Source organism: Roseivirga sp. BDSF3-8 (assembly GCF_041449215.1).
Lineage (GTDB): Bacteria > Bacteroidota > Bacteroidia > Cytophagales > Cyclobacteriaceae > JBGNFV01.
Window position 1 is genome coordinate 54,573 of the sequence record NZ_JBGNFV010000002.1, and the last position, 22,490, is coordinate 77,062.

General features: G+C 50.7%; 17 protein-coding genes and 1 pseudogene. 8 read left to right on the plus strand and 10 right to left on the minus strand.

The genetic code is table 11. The features are described from left to right. Positions 1-11: 11 nt before the first annotated feature. The 7 genes and pseudogenes from AB9P05_RS23925 to AB9P05_RS23955 all read right to left on the minus strand — a co-directional run bounded on the left by AB9P05_RS23925 (position 12) and on the right by AB9P05_RS23955 (position 10,014). A complete protein-coding gene (locus tag AB9P05_RS23925; RefSeq protein ID WP_371911429.1) occupies positions 12-2,246 on the minus strand; it encodes a tyrosinase family protein in 2,235 nt (744 codons plus the stop codon). Between the two features lie 206 nt (positions 2,247-2,452). After that, a pseudogene (locus tag AB9P05_RS23930) lies at positions 2,453-5,541 on the minus strand (efflux RND transporter permease subunit). 357 nt (positions 5,542-5,898) lie between these two features. Then, positions 5,899-6,267: a four helix bundle protein gene (locus AB9P05_RS23935; RefSeq protein ID WP_371911430.1), complete on the minus strand. Its 369-nt coding sequence runs from the start codon at positions 6,265-6,267 to the stop codon at positions 5,899-5,901. A 180-nt stretch (positions 6,268-6,447) separates the two neighbouring features. Beyond that, positions 6,448-7,971: an efflux RND transporter periplasmic adaptor subunit gene (locus AB9P05_RS23940; protein ID WP_371911431.1), complete on the minus strand. Its 1,524-nt coding sequence runs from the start codon at positions 7,969-7,971 to the stop codon at positions 6,448-6,450. Between the two features lie 3 nt (positions 7,972-7,974). Then, on the minus strand, positions 7,975-8,229 hold the full coding sequence (locus AB9P05_RS23945) for a hypothetical protein (protein ID WP_371911432.1): 255 nt from the start codon (positions 8,227-8,229) through the stop codon (positions 7,975-7,977). 26 nt (positions 8,230-8,255) lie between these two features. Next, positions 8,256-9,443 carry a TolC family protein gene (locus tag AB9P05_RS23950; RefSeq protein ID WP_371911433.1) on the minus strand — a complete coding sequence of 396 codons (1,188 nt, stop codon included), beginning with the start codon at positions 9,441-9,443 and terminating at the stop codon, positions 8,256-8,258. A 73-nt stretch (positions 9,444-9,516) separates the two neighbouring features. Continuing rightward, positions 9,517-10,014 (minus strand): hypothetical protein, encoded by a 498-nt coding sequence (locus AB9P05_RS23955; protein ID WP_371911434.1) that lies wholly within the window; start codon positions 10,012-10,014, stop codon positions 9,517-9,519. Positions 10,015-10,215: 201 nt separating this feature from the next. On the opposite strand from AB9P05_RS23955, the gene AB9P05_RS23960 reads away from it, so the two are divergent. From AB9P05_RS23960 to AB9P05_RS23980, 5 genes are all read left to right on the plus strand, one after another. Then, entirely contained in the window at positions 10,216-11,058 is an 843-nt protein-coding gene (locus tag AB9P05_RS23960; protein WP_371911435.1) for a tol-pal system YbgF family protein, read from the plus strand. A gap of 23 nt (positions 11,059-11,081) precedes the next feature. Then, positions 11,082-11,594, plus strand: coding sequence for a GNAT family N-acetyltransferase (locus tag AB9P05_RS23965; protein WP_371911436.1), 513 nt, complete (start codon positions 11,082-11,084; stop codon positions 11,592-11,594). Positions 11,595-11,800: 206 nt separating this feature from the next. Further along, entirely contained in the window at positions 11,801-12,508 is a 708-nt protein-coding gene (locus AB9P05_RS23970) for a Crp/Fnr family transcriptional regulator (protein WP_371911437.1), read from the plus strand. A gap of 1,071 nt (positions 12,509-13,579) precedes the next feature. After that, positions 13,580-14,434, plus strand: a complete 855-nt coding sequence (locus AB9P05_RS23975; RefSeq protein WP_371911438.1) for a hypothetical protein — start codon at positions 13,580-13,582, stop codon at positions 14,432-14,434. A gap of 1 nt (position 14,435) precedes the next feature. Beyond that, complete coding sequence (locus AB9P05_RS23980; RefSeq protein WP_371911439.1) at positions 14,436-16,826, plus strand: heavy metal translocating P-type ATPase; 2,391 nt, start codon at positions 14,436-14,438, stop codon at positions 16,824-16,826. 368 nt (positions 16,827-17,194) lie between these two features. Here the strand turns inward: AB9P05_RS23980 and AB9P05_RS23985 are convergent, their stop codons facing one another. Next, entirely contained in the window at positions 17,195-17,317 is a 123-nt protein-coding gene (locus AB9P05_RS23985; protein ID WP_371911440.1) for a hypothetical protein, read from the minus strand. Between the two features lie 981 nt (positions 17,318-18,298). On the opposite strand from AB9P05_RS23985, the gene AB9P05_RS23990 reads away from it, so the two are divergent. The 3 genes from AB9P05_RS23990 to AB9P05_RS24000 are packed head-to-tail and all read left to right on the plus strand — an operon-like array spanning position 18,299 to position 20,959. Then, positions 18,299-18,505 (plus strand): hypothetical protein, encoded by a 207-nt coding sequence (locus AB9P05_RS23990; protein ID WP_371911441.1) that lies wholly within the window; start codon positions 18,299-18,301, stop codon positions 18,503-18,505. Between the two features lie 6 nt (positions 18,506-18,511). Next, positions 18,512-20,110: a tetratricopeptide repeat protein gene (locus tag AB9P05_RS23995; RefSeq protein WP_371911442.1), complete on the plus strand. Its 1,599-nt coding sequence runs from the start codon at positions 18,512-18,514 to the stop codon at positions 20,108-20,110. 12 nt (positions 20,111-20,122) lie between these two features. Continuing rightward, a complete protein-coding gene (locus tag AB9P05_RS24000; protein ID WP_371911443.1) occupies positions 20,123-20,959 on the plus strand; it encodes a hypothetical protein in 837 nt (278 codons plus the stop codon). Here the strand turns inward: AB9P05_RS24000 and AB9P05_RS24005 are convergent. Then, a complete protein-coding gene (locus AB9P05_RS24005; protein ID WP_371911444.1) occupies positions 20,932-21,684 on the minus strand; it encodes a hypothetical protein in 753 nt (250 codons plus the stop codon). The genes AB9P05_RS24000 and AB9P05_RS24005 overlap by 28 nt on opposite strands. A 45-nt stretch (positions 21,685-21,729) precedes the next feature. Further along, positions 21,730-22,422 (minus strand): helix-turn-helix domain-containing protein, encoded by a 693-nt coding sequence (locus AB9P05_RS24010; protein ID WP_371911445.1) that lies wholly within the window; start codon positions 22,420-22,422, stop codon positions 21,730-21,732. Between the last annotated feature and the right edge of the window lie 68 nt (positions 22,423-22,490).

Here is a 22,490-nt window from a genome sequence, read left to right on the forward strand (position 1 = left end):
GATCGAATTTTTTAATCAAAGAAGCGGAGGCTTACCCCATCCATGTGGATTCCTTTCTCATAGTATTCACCGGCGGGTGTCATGGCTACTACCTGCACGCTGATGTCCTTTTCGGCTGCTCCGTTCATTTCAGCCGCTATTTCCTTTACCGTTTCGGTGGCATCCAGTCGTATGTTAGACACGGAGTTGTGGTCCCGGCCCCGGAAGTCAAAAGGCCGCCTGGCCAGCAGTCCGCGAGGGTCGCAGTGGCCTTCGCCTCCTATGCAGGGCCCGTGGCCGAAGGTGGCAAAGGAACCCACCAGGTGCTTATGCGCCTGCCCGTTGGTAGCCTTTAATGCCGACTCGGGTGATGCCTCAGGGTGGTTTAGAAATACATAAATGAAGAGGCTGTCCACCTGCCGCTCCAGTCCGTGGATCATCACCTCTGCCCGCTGATGCTTTTTCAGCACGCTTGATTTTACGCCCACCTGCTGGCTGTTCATCTTCTGCAGGTTGCGGATGCCGGAGGTCTGGAAGAAGTGCGCGTCGGATACGTAGTCATAGCCGAGCTTGTGGTAATCCAGCATGTCTCTTACGGTAAAGTAAAAGGGTACCATCACGTCGCTCAGGTCGCTGGGGTTTACATCGGGATGGCGCTCCTGCCACTGCGCCCACATGCGGTCTACATTACTGTGGTGGCCCCAGAAGATGGGGTCGTAGGCCGCAAAAAGGTCGTTGAACATGTCCCCGTTTGCCGGTTCATTCGTAAAGCCGGTGAAGGTGTCAGGGTTAGCCCCTCCACTCCAGATGTGGCCGGTATTGTGCGGGTTCATGCTCAGCACGCCGAAACTCTGGTTGGCCACGTGCCCGCCGCCAAAGTCGCGCCATCTTCCCAGTTGCATGATCTGCTCGATGTCCTCCGCACGGGGGTAGTGGTGGTGAAATTGGGCCAGCTCGTCATCCATTACCTGGGTGCCATCACTTTTATAGAACTGGGCCGGGTAGCGAAGTCTGTGGTAGAGAGGGTTTTCGGCTACCAGCGCTGTGTCTAGCTTATTTCGCCACTCGTATACGGTTTCATTGGCTGGTTTATCTGTCTGGCTGTAGGTAAGTCCGGCACCGCGATAAAGGGAGGTGCTGCTGTTAAAGTCTTTGCCCTGGTTCTTTTTCAGGTTGTCCAGGTACTCGGCAGGCATGCCTTGGCTTTCCATCTGGCTTATCAGGCTTTTGCTGATCATGCCCCGGTAGGGGGTGGGGATAGTACCGCATTTCTCATCCGGCTGCACGCGCCCCTCATTATAGGCGGGGTAGGTCCAGTCCCAGTAGGGGAGGGTTACCGATGGGTGGATATCCTGCAGGGCCTGCTCGAAGGTATAAAGGTAGGCGCGGTGCCATGGAAGGAACTGCTCCCAGCCGTGCTGGCAGGTGTCCCCGTGTATCTGTGCCCAGCTATGGTAGCTACGCTTATCGTTCGGGTATTCGTTCAGCTTCATGAGCTCCCCGAAGGCATAGCGGAGGTTCGCCAGCTCATCCGGCGTGAGGTTTTCGGCGTTCTTCCGCATCTTCAGCCCGCCCTGTCCGCTCTGCCAGTCGTTGAGGTTCGCATTTGAGGCCTTTATGGAATCGGCCCCGGTAGCTAGTTTATAAGTGTCAGAGGTGTTCTCCTGTCCCTTATTGCTTTCGGCATAGTCATCCCCGGGGCAGCCATCGTCTATCCACTGGCTGATGAAACGTATGTCGCTTTCAGCCACAGTTTTACCACCCCACATCAGTTGGGGGTAGTGGGTATTGTCAAAGGGCCACTGCCCTCGCAGGCCACGTATCAGGCCTGAGGCATCTCCTCTGCCAGGCTGGTGTGATTCGGGGGCAGGAGCGGCCTCAGGTGTGGAGCCGCAGCAACTGCTTTCCTTTTTGGCAGGGGCAGGGTTCTCCGCTTTTTTGGAGCCACAGCAACTGCCCTCAGTGGGGCTGCCGGCACTTGTACTGCGTACGTCTCGGCGCAGGTCTGCCGGGCGGCGGCGCGCGGTTACCAGTTTTTGATAGTCATGAGGGGCAGGAGCATTTGCTGTAATGGCGTTTTCTTCTGCCGGTGCGATCATGCGTACTCCGGCTACTTCTACCTGCTTGAATGCCTCCAGCGGCAGTTGCCAGAACTTTCCTGCGCCATTGTATTGGGCCGCGCTACCATTATCAGCGTCGTCCAGTATGTGTTTTACGCGTGCATACCGGCTAAGGCCCTTTTCAGGGGTATCGGGCTGGTCTGTCATCTTATTCCTTCGTTAGTGATTTGGGCACATCTATTTCATCTGTGCGTTTACTGTCCTCTTTATGGGACAGAGAAGGCAAACGTAATGGCAGCTGCCGGATTTTTTTTGCCCTTCAGGCCCGGATGTTGCTCCTGATTAGCTCATGGTTATGATTGCCAGATTTTTACGGGTTAAAATGACTGCATGGGGCCAGGGGAGGACTCTGGCTATTCCCTGATCCTTTTTTCTATTATCAATTGATAGACGCAAGGGATAACTATGAGGTTGAGGAAGGTGGCGGTGAGCAATCCTCCCAGTATAACGACAGCCATAGGGCTCTGTATCTCGTTGCCCGGTTCACTGCCTTTCAGGGCCAGTGGGATAAGGGCGAACCCTGTGGTGAAGGCGGTCATAAGTATAGGATTGAGCCGGTCTCTGGCACCGGCGAGCATAAGCTGCCCTCCCGCAAGTCCTTCTTTCCGCAGGTCTTCATAGCGCGAAACGAGCAGGATGCCATTTCGCGTAGCGATACCAAACAGGCTGATGAAGCCTATAGTGGCGGCAATACTGATGATGCCGGATGTGAAGTAGACGATCATGATGCCTCCGATAAGGGCGAGGGGAAGGTTGAGCAGAACGATGAAAGCAAGCCTGACATCTCTAAACTCAAGGTAGAGCAGGAGGTAAATGAGTAGTATGGCTAGTACGGCCGTGAGCAGGAGCATTTGCGAAGCCTTCGCCTCGCTTTCAAACTGCCCGCCATATTCTATCCGGTACCCTTCCGGCATGTCGATAGTGCCTGATACTACCTCCTGAATCTCATTGACCACGCCGCGAAGGTCACGGTTCTGTACATTAGCGGCTACCACGATCTTGCGCTGCACATTCTCACGGCTTATGGTGTTGGGGCTGCTTACGGACTGTACGTTGGCCAGTTCGGTGAGTGGAGCCATGCTGCCGTTTGGCAAGGTGATAAGTGCATGGCTTATGTTGCGGATGGAATTGCGCGATTCAGGGCGGAACCTGACTATCAGGTCGAAATACTTCTGCCCCTCGTAGATCTCCCCGGCTTTCTCCCCGGCAAATGCCACATCTACCTGGTGCATGAGGTCCCCCACGGTCATGCCATGGGCCGCAAGCATGTGCCTCCTGGGAGTGATGCGCAACTGGGGCACTTCTATTTGCTGGTCTACCGCTACGTCTGCTATGCCTTCGATGGGGGTGATGGTGTTCTCTATGCTTTTTCCCAGCTCGAAAAGCTTTTGCAGGTCATCACCAAATACTTTGATAGCTATGTTAGCGCGCGTACCGGACAGCATGTGATCTATCCTGTGGGCAATGGGCTGCCCCAGGCTAATATTGATGCCGGGTACAGTGCTGAGTTTGGTCCGGACCTCTTTAAAGAACTGCTCTTTTGTCTTGTCTTCCAGGGTAAAGGGCACGTCTATTTCGGCTGCATTTACTCCCTGGGCATGCTCGTCCAGTTCAGCCCGGCCGGTGCGTCGGGTCACTACCTCTACTTCGGACATTTCCAGGAGGATTTCCTCCACCATCTTGCCGGCCTTATTACTTTCTTCAATGGACATGCCCGGTATACCTACGGCACTTATGACCAGGGAGCCTTCATTAAACTCGGGCAGGAAGCTCCGGCCTAGCTGGGTAAAGAGGATCAGGCTGACTCCGAATGCTATGAGGGTGAGGCCAATGACCGTTTTTGGGAAACGCAGTACATAATGTAGTACCCGCCCATAATGTTTTTGCAGCCACCGTTCTACGCGGGTGCCTCCGGCCTTTTGGCTTAACTTCTTCCTGCTTTTGAGCAGGTATGAGCATAAGACCGGCGTCACGGTCACGGCCACCAGTAGTGAGGTAAGTACTGAGGTAATAAAGGCCACCCCAAGAGGCCTGAGCAGACGGCCTTCCATGCCGCTCAGGAAGAAGAGGGGAACAAATGAAACAATGATGATGAGGGTGGCGATGATGATGGAACTGCGTATCTCTACACTCGCCTCGCGCACCACGGTGAGCACCGGCTGCCGTGTGGCTTTTGGCTTACGTATGTTTTCGCGCAGGCGCTTGTATACATTTTCCACATCAATGATGGCATCATCCACCAGGGCGCCTATGGCAATGGCCATGCCTCCCAGGCTCATGGTGTTGATGGTGTAGCCTAATAGCTTAAGGACAATGACGGATACGAGCAGTGAGACGGGGATGGCAATAAGGGAGATAAGGGTGGTGCGCCAGTTCATCAGGAAAATGAATAGCACGATGATGACGAAAAAAGCCCCTTCCAGCAGGGTCTGGTTCAGGTTATCTATCGATGCTTCAATAAAGTCTGCCTGTCTGAAAATGTGGCTTTCTATATGCACCCTGCCGGGGAGGGTCTTTTGCAAATCGGCGAGGGCGGCATCCAGCCGTTCGGTCAGGTCCAGGGTGTTTACATCAGGCTGTTTGGATATGGTGAGGATCACGGCGGGGGAGGCATTCAGTGAACCGTCGCCGATCTTATCCGCAGCGCCTACCTTTACCTGGGCCACCTCACGCAGTTTGACTACGCCGTCATCCGTCTGCCTTACGACGGCCTCTCCAAGCTCCTCTATTGAGTAAGCACGGCCGCTTCCTTTTACCAGGTATTGATTGCCATATTGATTAAGGAACCCGCCGGGAGCATTTACATTAGCTGCCTGCACCTTTTTCAGCAGTTCGCCGAGGCTTATGTTATGATACCTCAGCTTTTCAGGATGTGCCAGCACCTGGTATTGCTTGTATTCACCGCCAATGACCACTACGTTGGCAATACCACCTATGGCTTTTACTCTTGGTCTGATGGTCCAGTCGGCCAGGGTTCGTAGCTCCATAGGGCTCAGGCTATCAGAGCTGAGGCCCAGCAGCATGACTTCCCCCATAATAGAGGAGATGGGGGCCAGGATGGGGTGCTGACCTCTGAGGGCAGGTTTTCCTGCACCAGCGGGATACGCTCGCTTACTATCTGCCGGGCCCGGTAGATGTCGGTGCCCCACTCAAACTCCACCCACACAATAGAAATACCTGCTGCGGAGGACGAACGGATGCGCCGTACGTTTGGCGAGCCGTTCATGGCAGTCTCGAGTTGGTAAGTGACTAGTCTTTCCACTTCCTCAGACTCCAGGCCGTGGGCTTCCGTCAATATGGTGACGGTAGGGGCGGTGAGGTCAGGAAATACATCCACGTTCATCTCCCGCGCGAGATAAAGCCCTGCCACACTTAACAGTACTGCCCCCAGCAAGACCATTATGCGATTTTGTAAGGATGCAGCGAGTATTTTATTTAACATGTGAAATTTAAGTTTTTAGTGCTTAGTTGTTTGAGGTTTGTCCCAACTGTCAATTTGTAACCCGGCATTCTCAATTCTCCCATCTCTGTACTTATTTAGTTTTTAGTTTTAAGTGCTTAGTGTTTAGTTGATGGTGCGATACCCTGACTCAAAACTCATAACTCAACACTCAAAACTTTCCCGTCACTGTACTTATTTAGTTTTTAGTTATGAGTGCTTAGTGTTTAGTTGGTGCTGCTGTACCTCAACTCAAAACTCACAACTCAACACTGAAAACTTTCCCATCCTTGTGCTTGGTTAGTATTTAGTTGGTGCTGCGGTACCCCAACTCATTCCCCACCATTCAAAACTTTCAATTCAAAACTTCTTTCCATTTTTCAATTCACTCTGTGTGGTCTTGACGATAGAGGTGAGCAGGCGGATGAGCTCATCGCAGGCTTCCATTTCAATCGTAAAATCATAGGTGACAAGCTGACTTTTCTGAAGTAAAAAGAGCCAGTATTTTGATTCACGGGCTTCTTTAGATGAGATAGACATTTTAGCCAGAAAGTCTTTTCTGCTTTGACCGGCCAGCGCTTCCGATATATTTGCGCCTATAGAGGTGCCACTACGTAGCAATTGCTTTGACAGGACATACTCCTTCTGCGCTTTGCATAACTTATAGAGCTCTATGATCTGCAAAGCGAATAGTATGGCTTTTTCCTCTACAATGCTTTTCCCTTTCATTTATTTAGTGGTTAGTTAATGGTACTTTCTGCCGGCTCTTTATTTGTCGCTCGATATTTGAGGTTATCCTCATCTCTGTGCCTGGTTTAGTGTTTAGTTTTAAGTGCTTAGTGTTTAGTTAATGGTGCCTTTCTCTAACTCAAAACTCAAAATTCAAAACTCACAACTCTACATACCCTATCAGTGTGCGTGGCCATGTGCGGGAGCCTGTCCGGCCATAGAGGCCATTTTTACCTGGAAGGCACCTTCTGTAACCACCACTTCGCCCGGATTCAGTCCTTCCGTGATTTCTGTTTCGTGGCCATTTTGCTTTCCTATCTTCACATAGCGTCTTTTGAAGGTTTCACCACCGGTCTGGACGATCACCGAATACTGACCGTAGTCTTCCAGCAGTGCTGAGGAGGGTATTACCGTGCTTGCGCTGGCTTCACCTATGGCAAGTTGTACCTCGGTAAAGCTGCCCTGTGGCATCTGCACTGCCTCACTTACCCGGGCAAATACTGAAAGGTTAGCCTGCCCGCTACTTACCTTTCTGTCCACTGACAACACCTCACCGCTGCTCTCTTTCAGGCTTGACCACACGCCTTGCCGTGGCTGATACCATATATTCTGAATGTCTGCCATAGAAAGGCCTGCCGAGGCACTTACTTTTGCTTCCAATACGCTGTTGCTCTGGCGGCTCACCGTCAGCAGGCGGGCCCCCTCCTCTACAAAATCACCGTTGCCGGCAGTAATAGAGGTGATATAGCCATCGAAAGGGGAGAAGATGCTCTTTTTACCTCCTGATACACCGGCTGTCAGAGACTGATAAGTAGCCCTGGCCACCTCATACTTTTGCTGAGCCTGCTCCAGTTCCGCTCCGGGGATGATCTTTGACTCGTTCAGCTTCTTTTTTCGCTCATACTCAGCCTTTGCCTGCTCCAGAGAGGCGCGGGCTTTTTGAATTTCTGCGCTAAGGTTATTCGCTGTAAGGCCCTCCGTGCTAAGGGTCATCAGAGGCTGCCCGGCTTTCACGGCGGTGCCTTCTGTCAGGTTTTCATAGCTGAAATTCACCCTGCCTGTAGAGGTGGCCACCAATGTATGCATGTCTGAAGGGGCTGTATTCCAGGTGCCTGAGGTGTTTATTACCTCATATATAGGTTTTTGCACGACCATGGCTGTCCGGAAGTCCATTTTCCAGGCCTGTTCTTTTGAAAAAGATATCCCCCCTTCCTCTGCCTCATGGCTTGTCGCTTCGGCTGCGGCCTCCTCTGTGGGGTACACCCGTACCTCGTTAATAGTGATTCTGTCAGTGAATCCCGAAGCTTGTAAATCGAACACCAGCGTATACTCACCAGGCTCCTTTGGCTGCAAGGCAGGGGTAAAGATGCCTGGGGAAGCAGGCCCCTCCGCCGTGTTTCTGATACCGCTACGTCCCCTGATCAGGCTGGCCGTTACCTTACCCTCTGTTACAGGCTCATGCCCCTGAAGCCTGGTTAGGTGGGCAGCAAAGCGGCTGGTTTTTCCGGCCACCAGGGCGGGAAACTCTACAAACAGCTCTGTCTGGTCTGTCCATACGGTGTAGGAGGCAGTGGCCCCGCTCTCATGAGAATGCCCGCCCTCTTCTCCGTGCGCATGTCCGCCGGAGGCTTCGTGGCTATGGCCGCCACCCAGCTGCCCGCAGGCAGTCAGGGCAAGGGCCAGTGCTATTAATAAAAGCCTCATGGATCAGTGGTCGTGGTCATGGTGAGACGTACCCTCTTCATGCATGTGGGTGCTATCTTCCGATACTTCGAATTCCTCCTGCTCGTGCATGTGGTCGTGGGCATCCTCCCCATGGGCATGGTCGTGCTCATCCCCTGCATGGGTATGCTCTGTGGCATCAGGGCCGTGCTCATGCCCGTGATCATTTTCAGAGGCTTTTTCCGAGCACGCCATAGCGAAAGTGAATAGTAGTGCGAATAGAATAGTCGAGATTTTCATGACTTATAGATTAAGATTAAAATGAATCAAAGAGTATGTTTTAAAAGGTCGGTCTGGAGCTGAAAAAGCGTCTTTTCCATTTCCAGCATCGTGTCGTAAGCCTGGCGATAAAAGTCCAGCTCCTGGTAGTATGCTATGAAGGATAATTCCCCCAGCCGGTAGGCCTGTAGCAGCAAGTCCTCTGTGTTTAGTTCGCCCAGTGTTTGCCGGTACTCGCGGTATTTGTGTGCCTTATGCTGTAGCTGGCTGAACTGTTCGTCAAATTCCGCACGGGCCTTTATGATAGTGGCTTCGGCATGGTTGTCTTTGTATTCCAGGTCTTTGCGTGCGGCCTTTACGGTATGGCGGCTGCTCCAGAGGGGTATGCTCAGGCCTGCATATACTCCCGAAAAGCTTACCTGCGAATCGTTCTGGTAGTTATATCCCGCCGTAAGGTCAGGGAGTACCTGATGCCGGGTCAGCTTTAGTTGCTGTTCAGCTATGGCCTGTTGCTTTTGCAGTTGCTGCAGAGCCGGGTCCATAGCCAGTTTGGTCTGCCACAGGCTGTCTTTTTCTCCGGCAGTAAGCAGCCTCATGTCATACGCTGCCTGCTCCAGGGTGAGCGGCTCCCCGCCATTTAGCCGGGCAAGGTGGCGTAAGGTGATTTGCCGCTTACTTTCTATTTCTTCTATGGTGAACTGCTCCTGCATCCAGGCCAGCCGGGCCTTGTTGAGGTCGAGTATGCCCACCTGGTCTTGTTCAAACAGCTCCTGCACCTGCTCATAGATGTTCTGTGCCTGCCGGTGGCGTAGCGTTTCCACCTCCAGTCTTTTATTAAGGTACACCAGTTCCAGGCAATACCCGGCGGCCTCCAGGAGGACGGCCTGCCTGCGTGACTCATAGTCAAGGCGCAGTCCCTCCGCCTGTTTCTTTATGAGATTACTTCTTGCACCATATACCGTGGGAAATTCCATGGACTGGCTAATCTCCAGCTCGCGGTAGTTTCCTTGGGCACCGGAGCCGAATGGCAGGTAGTAGGCAGCCACCCGCGGGTCTGGCAGGGTGTTGCCTGACTTCAGCGCCAGCTCACGGCTTTCGATGTAGGTAGCCAGGGCTGTAAGCTCTTTATTGTTCTGTTCTATTTCCTGCAGGATAGCTGTCATACTGCCCGCCTGACCATCTACTCGGGCAGATAACAGGTATACGCACAGGGCGAACACCACGTGTTTTTTCATGAGAAAAGGGGATTATAAAAGTGATCCGATGCAGCAAGTGGGCAGTACTGCTGTGTACCGCTGCCTGCTGATTTTACGCACAGGCGAGGGCAGGCGGACCACGTAAGGGAGGGGCGTCAGGATAGTAAAGTGATGGGGGGAAAAGGGCTGTGTACCCTGGCGGAGAGGGTTCTTTACCTATAGTATAGTCGATAGAAAACGGGCTGCCGGCCATTGACTGACTTTGGCCTGCCGCATCTTTTACCTGCTTTCCATACGCGATTGGGGTGCCATATTGCAGATGGAAGGCTCCTGTATGGCTATAGCCCTCAGCAAATAGGGGAATAAGATGGCCCTTATCCGAGTCGCATTCTTTTTGTGGATCAGGCTGGTGATCGCCAGCGCTTTCATCTTGGCTGTGTCCGTGATGGTGATGATGGTCATGGTCGTGCGAGTGGGCCTTCTGTTCATGCCCATGAGCGTGCGACTCACCCGTGACCTTGTGATGATGGTGAGGCACGACATTGTGCATGATCATGATTCCCATGATCAGGGCAAGGAATGCTGATTGTATTTGCCGTGCTGATGCCATGTACTTCAAAAGTAACGAAAATTTTCCAGATAGAGCAGGCGTGCGCGCCCTGCGGGATGTGGATGGCGTGATTGTGGGCGGAAAGCGCTGTGATTCAGTAAAAAGGCTTTTTGTAATATTATTCTTACCGGAACATATGTGTTTTTTTATGGAATCGTGCGTTTTTCTTATCCCTGTTATGTACATCAATGTGACCAAATCATGAAATATGCTTTTGCCTTACTAACCAGCCTGATCATTTCCGGAAATGCTTTTTCACCATCAGACGCTACCGCCCTGCCGCCGGATGAAGCGGCTTTTGAACTGGCGATGGAGTTTTACCATGATGAATCATATAAAGTGGCCCTCGATATGTTCAGTGAGTTTATGGATGATTTTCCGGAAAGTGACCTGCTGGCCCGTGCTGACTATAATAGGGCTATGCTGCTTTTGTATAACGGCCGGCATGAGGAGGCTATTCCGGTTTTTAAGGAGATACTGGTCTCTGGCTATAATGAACATGATGAGACAGGGGGCATAATGGAGCAGTACGCCCTGTACAAACACCATAGCGCGACCCACCTGGCATTGGTCTACCTGGAAAGGGAGGAGTGGGACAGTGCGGCCACGTATATCCGTATGTTTGACGAGGTATACCCCTATCAGCACTTCTGTGGCAATGAGCTTACTGCCGATGCTATATTTACCTCCCTGTGCTATGCCCGGCTGTACCGGGGCCAGGGGCAGCCGGAAAAAGCCATAAAGGAACTCTTACCCCACATCTTCGACAGCGGCCTGGCAGACCACAGCGAAGTACAGGACATGCTTATCGAGCTGCTGGATGAAACTTATACCGGGGAGGAGGCGACCGGGATCATGGAAAAAGCGGTTAATTCGGTAAAAGTGAAGAAGAATCAGGTACAGATGCGGCTTTTCGGAGAAAAAATAACCTTGAACAGGTACTGGTATATTTATGATGATAATGGAGAGATGGACGATTTGTCGGAGAAAGATAAAGCAATAATAATGATCCGTAGCAACGTCGTTTTTACCCGGTACCTCTAAGTATAATCTGCTATATTGAGGAGGTGGAAGCTATAACATACCGCCTGCTTCAGCCTGATGAGGCAGGCGAATACCGCACACTCAGGCTACGCTGCCTCAAAGAAAATCCCATGGCATTTGCTACGAGTTTTGAAGAAGAGCAGGCGAATGAAAAGCTACGTTTTCATGAGGCGATAGCGTCCGGCGACCCGGATGATTTTGTGATGGGGGCTTTTCAGGGCCCTTCCTGCGTAGGCATATGCGGGCATTTGCGTGAAAAAAAAGGTAAGGCCAGGCACACCGGCCGGCTGCTGCAGGTATATGTACATTCGGAACAGCAGGGCAGGGGGGTAGGCTCAAAGCTGATCCTTGCTACGGTAGATCACGTATTTAATAAATTAGGGGTCGAAATGGTCACCCTGGGCGTGGTAGCCCGTAACGAGGGGGCCCTGTCCACCTACACCCGGCTGGGTTTTGAACAATATGGCCTGCTTAAAAAGTATCTTTATTATGAAGGTAACTACTATGATGAGGTGCTGATGGCGAAATATAAATAAGTCCTGTATAAGTACGTTTCTCCTCCTGGCACCTCCCTACACATGCCATTGACTTTTCCCTTCCTGCATTGCTTCGGAATTTATCTTGACTTATTTTGTTTTTCTTAGTATTAAGATGGGCGGGAATCATTTACTATGATCCTAAATCCTGTTAGCTTTGTTGCAGCAGGTAACAACTGGTTATTTAACCCCTTGACTTTCACTATATGGCAGGAAAACAAACCCCAAATGTAAAATGTGAGGATTGTGAGTTCAGACAGCAGTCGCTGTTCGGCGTGCTTTGCGGCCATGAGCTGGATGATCTGAACGAAGCAAAATCCTGTACCGCCTATAAAAAAGGCCAGGTACTTTTATATGAAGGAACTCGCCCCCTGGGTGTATTTTGCATTAATAGGGGTAAGGTAAAAGTGTATAAGCTGGGTATAGATGGTAAGGAGCAAATAATCCGTATTGCCAAAGAGGGTGATATCCTCGGCTATAAGGCCATGATCAGTAATGAGACCTACCCCGTGACCGCTGAAACCCTCGAGCCCTGCACCATCTGCTTCCTGCCCAAAACCGATTTTCTCAGTCTGCTATCCAATAACCAGGAGTTTAACCAAAAACTGCTACAGGCCGTATGTCACGAACTCGGCGTAATGGCGGATAACCTTACGAACCTGGCACAGAAAAGTGTACGCGAACGCCTGGCCGTTACGCTGCTCATGCTCAGGGATACCTATGGGATAGATGGTGAGCGGGAAGAGGTGGAGATCAATTTAACGCGTGAAGATCTGGCGAATATTGTAGGTACGGCCACAGAGACGCTCATACGCCTGCTGCATGACTTTAAGGAAGAGAACCTTATCATTACCAAAGGCCGCAAGATCACTGTCACAGACCCTAAAGGCCTGGTGAAAGTGGGACGCCTTTAAGGGATGCACGTCCAAGGGGGTAAAATACCCAATAAAACAGTCTTAATTCCCCGGCTGTGGGCCGTAAGGGGAACCACTGTAGTGAATGTTTTGGCTCAGGATTTTTATTGACTTGGTGATGGTCAGGATTTTCTTATCGCTATTATTTCTGGTCTTACCCGCATTAATCCAGAAGAGCCACCTCCAAAATTCCTTCCCTGTTTTAGGGAAGGTGTCCGCGCCTGAAATATGATTCACTATCATAATATGCCTGGTTGAAAAACAAACACCATGTTTACAACTACCGCTCCCTCGCGGACGGAAGGGTAACAGGCAGATAGTGGGCTAAATGTACTAGCGGCCATTTAGCCTGCCTTTGCTGCTTGGTTACATTCCCCGATATCTACTCCTCAACTTCGAATAGCTGTTCTGCATCTGCCCGTGTTCGAGTCCAACCTCCGCAGGTAGTCCATAGCCGTCAAGTTAAAAGTAGTAGTATACTGAAATGATTACTCTCTTGCCATTTGCTGCATGTACCACCGGGTTGCCGGCTCAGCGAAAGTCGGACCATTGAAAGTCGGACCATTGAAATGCTGGACCAATCAACTGGTTCGAGATTAGCGAAGTGTATCTCGTCCAGAGTGGATTGGACCTATTATTTAAGTTTAGTTTGTAACTGAACAGCCCCCCAAGGGGCTAATAGCTGAGCAGCTAATCCAGGCTGTTCGATGCTTGGAAGTACAAATCAACCTTCGTGCATGCGAAGTTCAACTTCGCTTAGGTGGCAACCCCGAGGTACAACCCCGCGGCAGTTATTTTTATTCGGTATAAAAATAAATATTTAATATGCTGATAAATAGCGCTTTACATCCTTAGCTTGACGGCTATGCTCTTTGAAAGAGGGGAATTATTTGTATACCCTTTTAGTCACTTACGTCAATCTTTGATGCCAGTCCGTCCGGAGACAGTAAGCCTATGCCGGGTCCGTGAAGCCCCTTTTTCATTTCCTGACATTTATCAGTTTTTGCCTTGAGACCGGTCATGCCTAAAGGGTAAATATATGCTTTGCTTTGTAGAGTGAAGGAAAAGCATATGCGTTGTCGTAAAATACTGATAGGATTCGATAGTAATGAGAGCCCCGGGGTGGAGATAGACTTTGTAAGCCGGTACCTTGCCCGTGGCCGCGGGCTGGTGGTCGGCTCTCTCATTAGGAAGTTCAACACACTGCCTGCCATCTGCAAGTGCGTAGGGTGTGGCAGTAAGAAGGACTGTGGCACCAAGCGTGCGGCCAGGCAACTGGATGAACTGGCTGGTCAGCTACAGACCGCGGGCCAGCTGGCCGGTTTTCGGTCCCTGGTACGCCGTGAGCAGGATGGCACCCTCAATGACCTGATCCGTGAATCGCGCTTTGCCGACTTACTGGTGGTGAGCCAGCATACGTGGAGAAAGATCATTGCCGGACTGGGCAAGTCTGCCATATGTCCCGAGGATGCCGTGGAATGCCCGGTGCTGATTGTGCCGGACCCGCAAAAGGGGATAGACCAGGTAATACTGACCTACAATGGCACCCCCGAAGCCATGCGGGGCATTAAGCAGTTCGTATATATGTTGCCTGAACTGGCTGCTAACCTGCCGGTAACTATTCTCACGACTTATGACAGTGCCCACACGCCCTCAGGTACTGATGAGAAGCTTTTCATAGAGTACATGAAGGAGCACTTTAACGAGGTGGCCCTGCACAAAATGGATAGTCACTCCGAGCATACGCTTATCTCGGCAGTAGGGCTGAACCAAAACAGCCTGGTGATCATCAATAGTGACTCCCCGGAATCATTTACCCTGCTGAATAGCCTGCTGAAACCGGACGGTGATACACTGATACCGGTAGAACTTTACACCGGAAGGGCCCCTTTGCCCACGGGTGTGACCCCCCACCACCTTAATTAATATGTATAAAGAAGCCTGTCTTGACCAAAAGTGCCGCCACTGCGGTGATCCTCTACCAGCTACCGGAGGGCTTACTATACCTGACCATCAGCCAGATAGAGGGGCATTTTGCTGCGAGGGCTGCCGCACAGTATACGCCATGCTGCATGAGGCCGGCCTGGATGATTTTTATACCATCGATGAGGAAGCAGGGCAAAAGATCAATGAGGCGAATAAGGATAGGTGGGCTTTTCTGGACCTGGAAGAAGTGCAGGGTAAGGTGCTTGACTTTACAGACGGCCATACGGCCCGCCTTACGCTGGACCTGCCTACCATACACTGCAGCTCATGCATATGGCTGCTGGAGCATCTGAACCGTCTGAATCCTGCCGTGCTGGAGGTGCAGGTAAACTTTCCTAAGAAACAAGCGGCTATAAGCTGGCACATCAGCGAGCTGCCGCTAAAAGACCTGGTGGTATTACTGGACAGGCTCGGCTACCCGGCAGACATCAGACCGGAAAAGAAAAAGAAGGCAAAGCAGCCCAACCGCAGCCTTGTCATCCGGCTGGGTGTGGCCGGGTTCTGTTTCGGTAATATCATGTTGCTGAGCCTGCCGGAGTACCTCGATCATAATGGCCTGCTGGAGCAGCACTATCGCAGCTACTTCTTATGGCTCAATATGCTGCTGGCCATACCGGTGTTGCTGTACTCCGCCTATCCCTTTTTTCAGTCTGCACTCAGTGGCCTCAGGCACCGGTTTATCAATATGGATGTGCCGATAGCGCTGGGTATCACCGTGCTGTTTGCCCGCAGTACCTATGAAGTGCTCAGCATGACCGGCCCGGGCTACTTCGACTCCCTGGCTGGCCTGGTATTCTTCCTGCTTATCGGGCGGTGGTACCAGGGCAAGACCTACGATGCCATGAGCTTTGACCGGGAGTATGAGAGCTACTTTCCTGTAGCCGTGACCGTACTAAAAGATGATGAAGAACATACGACTCTCATAAAGGACCTGCAGGCAGGGGATGTGCTCCTGATCCGTAGCGGGGAACTGATACCAGCGGATAGCATCCTGCTGAAAGGGGAGGGAGCGATAGACTATGCCTTTGTTACCGGGGAGTCGGACATACACCAGCGCCGCAGCGGCGACAGGTTATATGCCGGCGGCAGGCAAACCGGAAGTCCTATAGAAATAAGCCTTAGCCGTGAGGTGGCGCAGGGCTACCTTACCGGCCTGTGGAACCGCAGGCAGAAAACCCTGCCCTACGGCCTTGGTAATATCGCTTCGGGTATGGGCAAGTGGTTCACTTTCTTCATCCTCATCCTCTCTGCGGGTACCGCTATATATTGGTATCAGCAAGATGCCTCCCGTATGTGGGAGGTAGTCACTGCTGTACTCATTGTGGCCTGTCCCTGTGCGCTGGCTCTGGCCGTTCCCTTCACTTACGGCAGTGCCCTGCGGCTATACGGCAGGCAGGGCCTTTACCTGAAAAATGCCGATGTGGTAGAGAAACTCGCCAGCCTGGACACGCTCGTATTTGATAAGACCGGTACCATTACTCATAAAGGCAAGGGGGCGGTGACGCCACACCTTGATCTGAGCCATGACGAACGGGCAGCAGTGGCCGCCTTATGTCGCAGCTCCACCCACCCGCTCAGCCGTCAGGTATATGACCAACTGGTGGAAACAGTAGATAAGCTACCCGCTCTTATGAACTTTCGTGAAACGGCCGGTCAGGGTATAGAAGGCGTGGCCGGGGGGTACTATGTACGGATGGGTTCTGCGGCCTTTACGGGTAATGCTCAGGCGGAAGGTACCCGTGTATACGTTTCTCTCAATGGACGCAAAGCGGGTTACTTTAGCATTACCAGTGAGTTTCGCCCGCACCTGTTTGCTACCCTCGGCACACTGGCTCGGCGTTACAGGCTGTGGCTCGTGAGCGGGGACAATGAAAAAGACCGGCAGGCTTTGGAGGGCTATTTCTCCAGGCTTGCATTTAATCAAAAGCCCGGCGACAAGCTAAACCATATTGAAGGCCTTAAGGCGGAAGGTAAAAAAGTAATGATGCTGGGCGATGGCCTTAACGATGCCGCTGCCCTTAGCGCGGCCGACATTGGGGTGAGTGTAAGTGACGATGTATACCAGTTCTCTCCTGCCTGCGATGCCATCATGGACGGCTCACGGCTGGATCAGCTTCCGGTCCTGCTTAGGTTATCCAGGGTGAGCCGGATAGTGGTGCTGGCTGCCTTTGGCCTGTCACTTACCTACAATGCCGTGGGCATAGGCTTTGCCATCACCGGCATGCTTACCCCGCTTGTGTCAGCCATACTTATGCCTCTTAGCTCTGTAACTGTAGTAGGGTTCTGCACACTGGGCGTGGGCCTTGGGTTTAAGTTTTACGCTAAACAATAACCTGCATTCTAAACTCTCGAAATAGTTAGAGGCTGTTCCCACAGGGGGCAGCCTCTTTTTCTGGCATACAACCTAATTAAGGCAACCTGGGCATTGCCTTCAGCCCCCGGTCTGTTCTGCTATCCGCTACGAGTCGCGATCAATCGCGCCTCTACAGGGGTAGCTCTTTCAATTATTGTGTTATTCAATCATTCTATTACTTTACTCATTCACCCATTCAAAATTCATTCATTAAAAAAGGCAGCAACCCTCCGGCCAGTACCCCTTCTCCATTATTCTACCACTCTCCAACTCAACACTAAAAACTCAACACTCAATAACTCTGTTACTCAATCATTCTATTACTTCACCCATTCAAAATTCACTCATTACCCTTGTAAACAGGGCGATGTTTTTGTACTTTTACTATACGGCTCCTCTCCACTAAAGCTACTTTTTAGTGAAAAACGCCCTTTTTCTCCATAATCATCTTTCGCTTCTGCTTCGCTCATCCTACGGTTCTGCTTCGCTTCTCCTTCGCTATGAGTATTACATCAGCCCATGGTGCGTTCGTCTTGCCTTCGTTCCTCCCCCGATAAAACCCATAAATTGCACTATTCTCATAAAGTCATACCCGCTTACGAAAACCTTATTATTCAATTAATCTGTAACTCAATTATTCTATCATTCCCCCATCTCCACCATTCTACCCTACTCCAACTCATAACTAAACACTCAACACTCTATTATTCCATCATTCACTCATTAACTACCCTGCTATCCGCCACCCCATCAATCTACCACTCTCCAACTCAACACTAAAAACTAAACACTCAACACTACCCCTCCTCAACTATTCACTCATCCACTCATTCAAAATTCACTCATTACCCAACACCTCAAAAATGTGCTTTGATCAGTTACAAAAAATGCATAATTTGCTACCTGTTCTGTTTCATAAGAAAATAATACCCGGAAAAAGATCAGATCACACCCGGCATTATGGCGGCAAATAGCCTGGTGCTCAGGTGTATAAGAAAGTTACGTGAACATAAAGCATAATACATTGAAGACTAAACCAGCAAACCAAGAAAGCGCACGGCAGCTCCGCCTGATTGATGAATGCACAGCTTCCATTTTAGGTACAGCAGTCAAGCTCTGCTTTAATTCCCCTACTTTTCAAGGAGGGGGGAAATAAAAACGCGGACGCGTGTTTTATTTCGGGGTGGTTATGTCTCAGCAGGTCCGACTTTCGGTGGCCGACATTCGCTGGGCCGACTTTCGGTGGGCGGCATTCCGCAGGTCCTACTTTCGGTGATTCATGCAGCAAAGCACAAGAGCCTAAGACCATGGTACAGGGCATACACCCACCTTTACCATGCCTGCCTGTGCCCTCTTCTGCTTGTCGGCAAAATGCCTTATTTTGTCATATCAAATAAACTGTAGCGTATTAGGCGACAACACGCCTCATATGCTACCCAAAAAATTTTGCTATGACATATAACAAAAAAGAAAACTTTGAAGCCGTGCGGCAATTCTGCCTGCTTAGCAACCAATCGGCCCTTTTATTTGGTGGATCTGGCGACGGAGGGACCGTAGGTAGTGGGGGAAGCGGCACCGGAGAATCAGAAGATCCGCCACCAATTTGGTATGATCCAAAAAATACAAGTAGCAGCCAAATGGCTTCGCCAAACGTTTAGCAGAAAATGAAAAGACTTCTACCAGTTATTATTTTACTGATTACTTTATGCTCATGTGAAAAGGAGCAAATACCGGAGGGGGGAAATACCACCCCCTCCAACTTCAGAACAGTATCTTCCCTGAATAAGGGAGCCAGGGAAATTTACAAGGAAGATCCGGATAAGGCTATCCAAATGGCTAAACAAGCCTTAAGTCTTGCTGAGGAGGAAGGCTATTTGGAAGGACAAAAGCAAAGCCATAATACGCTCTCCTTCATTTATTTGAAAGGGGCTGAAGATAAAAGGCTGGCTGAATATCATTCAAGTGAATTTATCCGTCTTAACAAAGAGGTTGAAGAAAATAATGACCTGGCACTACTCAACTATAACAAAGGTTACACCCTATTCAAACAAGACCAGCTTTCCGAGTCCGTTCCCTATCTCTTTGAGGCCAGAGACCTATATCACGGCCAAGGTGATTTTGAAAAAGAAGCTTATTCTTTATATGCCCTTTCCCTAATATTTGAAAAGGTAAAGCAGTACGAAAAAGGCATTGAATACCTGAACAAAGTAAATTTTGAAGCGCTGGATAAAAACTTTTCGTGGTCTGTATACCACCTAAGAGGTAACCTAAACTTTAAGCTAGGTAATTTTAGAGAGGCCCAAAGGGATTTTAGTAAGTCATACGAAATTGTAGTAGAGTTAAAAAAAGAGGAGAAAGCATTAATGCTTTTAACCGCTCTTTCCCTTGTAAGTATAAATCAAAATGACTTTGAAGCAGCCGATAGCTATTTAGAACAAGGAATTTCTAAAGCCAGCGAGCTAACTCATGATGGCTACCTGGCAAAGTTCTACCTAAATTATGGCTTGCGATTCCTGACATCAGAACAATACCATGAGGCTAACAAATGGAGCTACAAAGCCGCTGCAATAAGCAAAAGGACAAATGCTTTTGACCTGCAAGCTACGGCCCTTCTGAACTTGTCAAATGGCTATTATCATCTGGAGAAACTTGACAGTGCATTGAACTATGCGGAACTAGGATTACTGCTAACAACCGACTCAGTTAGTCAAACGACATCCGACCTTCATTACAATTGCGCCTTATTTAGTAAAGCCCTGGGTGATTTAGCGAGCTATCATGAGCACAACAGCAAAATCAAGGACATCCGTATACATTCACTCGAAACCAGCCAATACGGTGGCGTTCATAAGCAGGAACTTGCCTATCGTGATAAGGTAGATGAGAGGCGGTACCTGGCCTATCGGGATAACGTTCACCAAGAGATAGCCCAGCACCAGCGCTATAAGCACTTCTACCTCATGGTCAGCATTGTATTTGCTTTCGGGCTCGTGTTTATACTGGCCATGCGCCTGCCCATACGCTACATCATGAAGCGGGCCGAGCGCTACACCTTCCTTATGGAAGAGCTCATGGCCGCCTTCAAAAAACGTATGCGGGGCAAAGGGCCTATCTACCCTGCTCCTGAACCCCTCAAACCACCTGAGTTACGTGATGAACGCGACCTGCATAACCTGTGGCGAAAGGACAGACACGGCCGCAAGGGCGATAAAGACAAAGGCAAAGACGACCCCGCCCCCGGCCTGGATGACGATGATGAATAACCCCCTGCAGCCATGAATCCAATACTAGAAAACGGAGCCGCCCTCACCGTCATTTTATGCGCCCTGCTCATGATAGGGGTGGGCCTGTACCAGTTTATCCACATGGGCCGCTTTATGGCCATATGCTACAGCGGCCTGGCGCGCATGCTCCGGTCATGTGATGAGCTGGACGTGACCCTGCAGCAGGTGCAGCGCACCGGGCGGTATGAGGCCGCCCGCCGGCATACCCACCACTACCTGGGCACCCTCGTACAAGACCGCATCGTCATGCATCACCATGATATGATGGAGCTTATCAATGACCTCTTTTACCGGATGGACGGTGACCGCGAGGAGTTCCGCCCCTACTTCCATGACCTCATGGACCACGTAAGCCGCGGAGGGCGCATCAGTTGCCTGCTCAGTGTATGCCTCAATAGTACCATGGGCCTTTACGGCATACTGAGGGTTCACTGCGTGGCGGCCATGAAGCACGATTTTAAGCACCTGAGCCTGTATAGTAACCAGGAGGACCGCCGCCTGCCCCACGAGCTGGAAGATGACCTTGCCGTGATCTACGTCCTGCTCTTCATCTACTTTGCCTTTGACCGTACCCCCGACAGCATCCACATGAGCCTGCAGTTTGGCGAAAACAGTGTGTCTTTCACAGTGTCTGATGATGATGCAGAGGCCCCCGGAGGCCTTACCCTGAGCCAGAGCGAGCCCGGTCAGTGGCCCGCAGCGCTGCATCATGCCAGTAGCTTTGCCAGCTTACACAAAGGCTTTGCCACGGCAGACGCCACCTATACAGAAGGCCTCAGCTTCACAGTCTGCGTTCCTTATTATGCCGATAGGCTGCTGTCAGAGTAGTCCCCGTTCCTGTCAAAAGGTACGTGCAGGTAAAAGTGCTGGTACTTGTCCTTCCTCACCCAATTCCAGTGGGCACTGAGTAGCTCCCGGTAAGCAAAGGCCATACTCTCAGGGCTGTTTTGCATCTTTTCCAGCCTTAGGTGCTCGCTTAGGTCCAGGGCAGAGTCCGTTACTATCTCAGCCCAGGCCATCTGTTCGTTCTGGCCTACATTGATCTGGCAAAACTCGGCCTTACCCATGCCCCCCGTATAGCTGTCCATAATGATAGTAAGTATGCCATAGTAATAGGCTAGCTGTTGCTGCGGCAGTTCTACCGGCGACTCCTCATTGAGGCTTACGCTTAGCTGCTGCCTTATACAGGACGTTTTCAGGATATACTCCTGTAAGGCACTTACCAGGCCCTCCTCCAGCTTTTGCGGTGCGTACCGCGTTCTCAGGTTTAGTTCATCATACTTCAGGTCATCCAGCCCCACCTGTTGATAGTAAGACAGGCTCAGGTTCAGGCTTTCAATGAAGTCAATGGCTTCTTGCAAAGTCGCCTGGTACAGCATGTTTTCTTCATGTATGTACTCTATGGCCAGCTTTAAAATATGCTTAGTAGCCAGGTTATCAGGGTTTACAGCGGCTAATTGCCTGCCTGTCAGGTGGCGCCTTCTCAGGAAATATACGTTCGCCCCCAGTAATAGAATCGTAACAGCAAGAAGAGAAATATATAGCGTGGTCATACGTGTGGAATTACAGTGCCGGATCAGAGGTAATAGTAAGGTCGGTTAAAGGTGCTTAGGTTGCGTTAATTCGCTGTCCCCTGCACCGGCCAGTCTTTTTACAGGCTCCCACATTTGCTGTACGTCCCGCATCAGCATTTTGCCATCTACCCAGTGGACGTATTTGTCACTACTCGCAGGCTTCCTGTCTCCTGATTTCACACTAACTAACTGACCGCCTGTAATTAACAGGTATTCATTATCACGCTTAAGGTCCGTCAGCCCTGATTTCCTGCAGATTATCTCATCGCCCGCCTGGTAGGGCGGCAGGTCATTCACTATCAGAAACCCTACGTAGGTATCAGTCACCCTGGCAGTAAGCGCCACTTCGCACAGCTTAAAGTGCTTAGGGTAGTCCGCCTCATCAGTAAGGCGTATCAGCTTATCTACATCGTCCTGTGGCACACGGTAGTAGCGCAAGCCATTTATTACCCTGAAGGCCTTCTTTTCCGCCGCTTCGTATGTAATAGCCTCTGCGTCTTCCTCCAGGTAAAGCCAGTTCAGGTCCACCCCGTTTTCATAGTAATAGTTCAGCAGATCATGAGGCACCATCTTGTCCCTCACACCCTTTTCTATGGCGCTGATGTCCCGCTGCGAGCGGTCCAGGTCATAAGACACCTGCCGCTGCGTTCTGCCAAGGAGCTTACGCACCATCTTTATTTTTTTGAAGAAATAAGGGCCAATGTTTTTGCCATCCATGATTACTATACTTTGGGGTTCAAATGATCGCCAATTTAGACAAAAGAATACAAATATGCATTTTATGC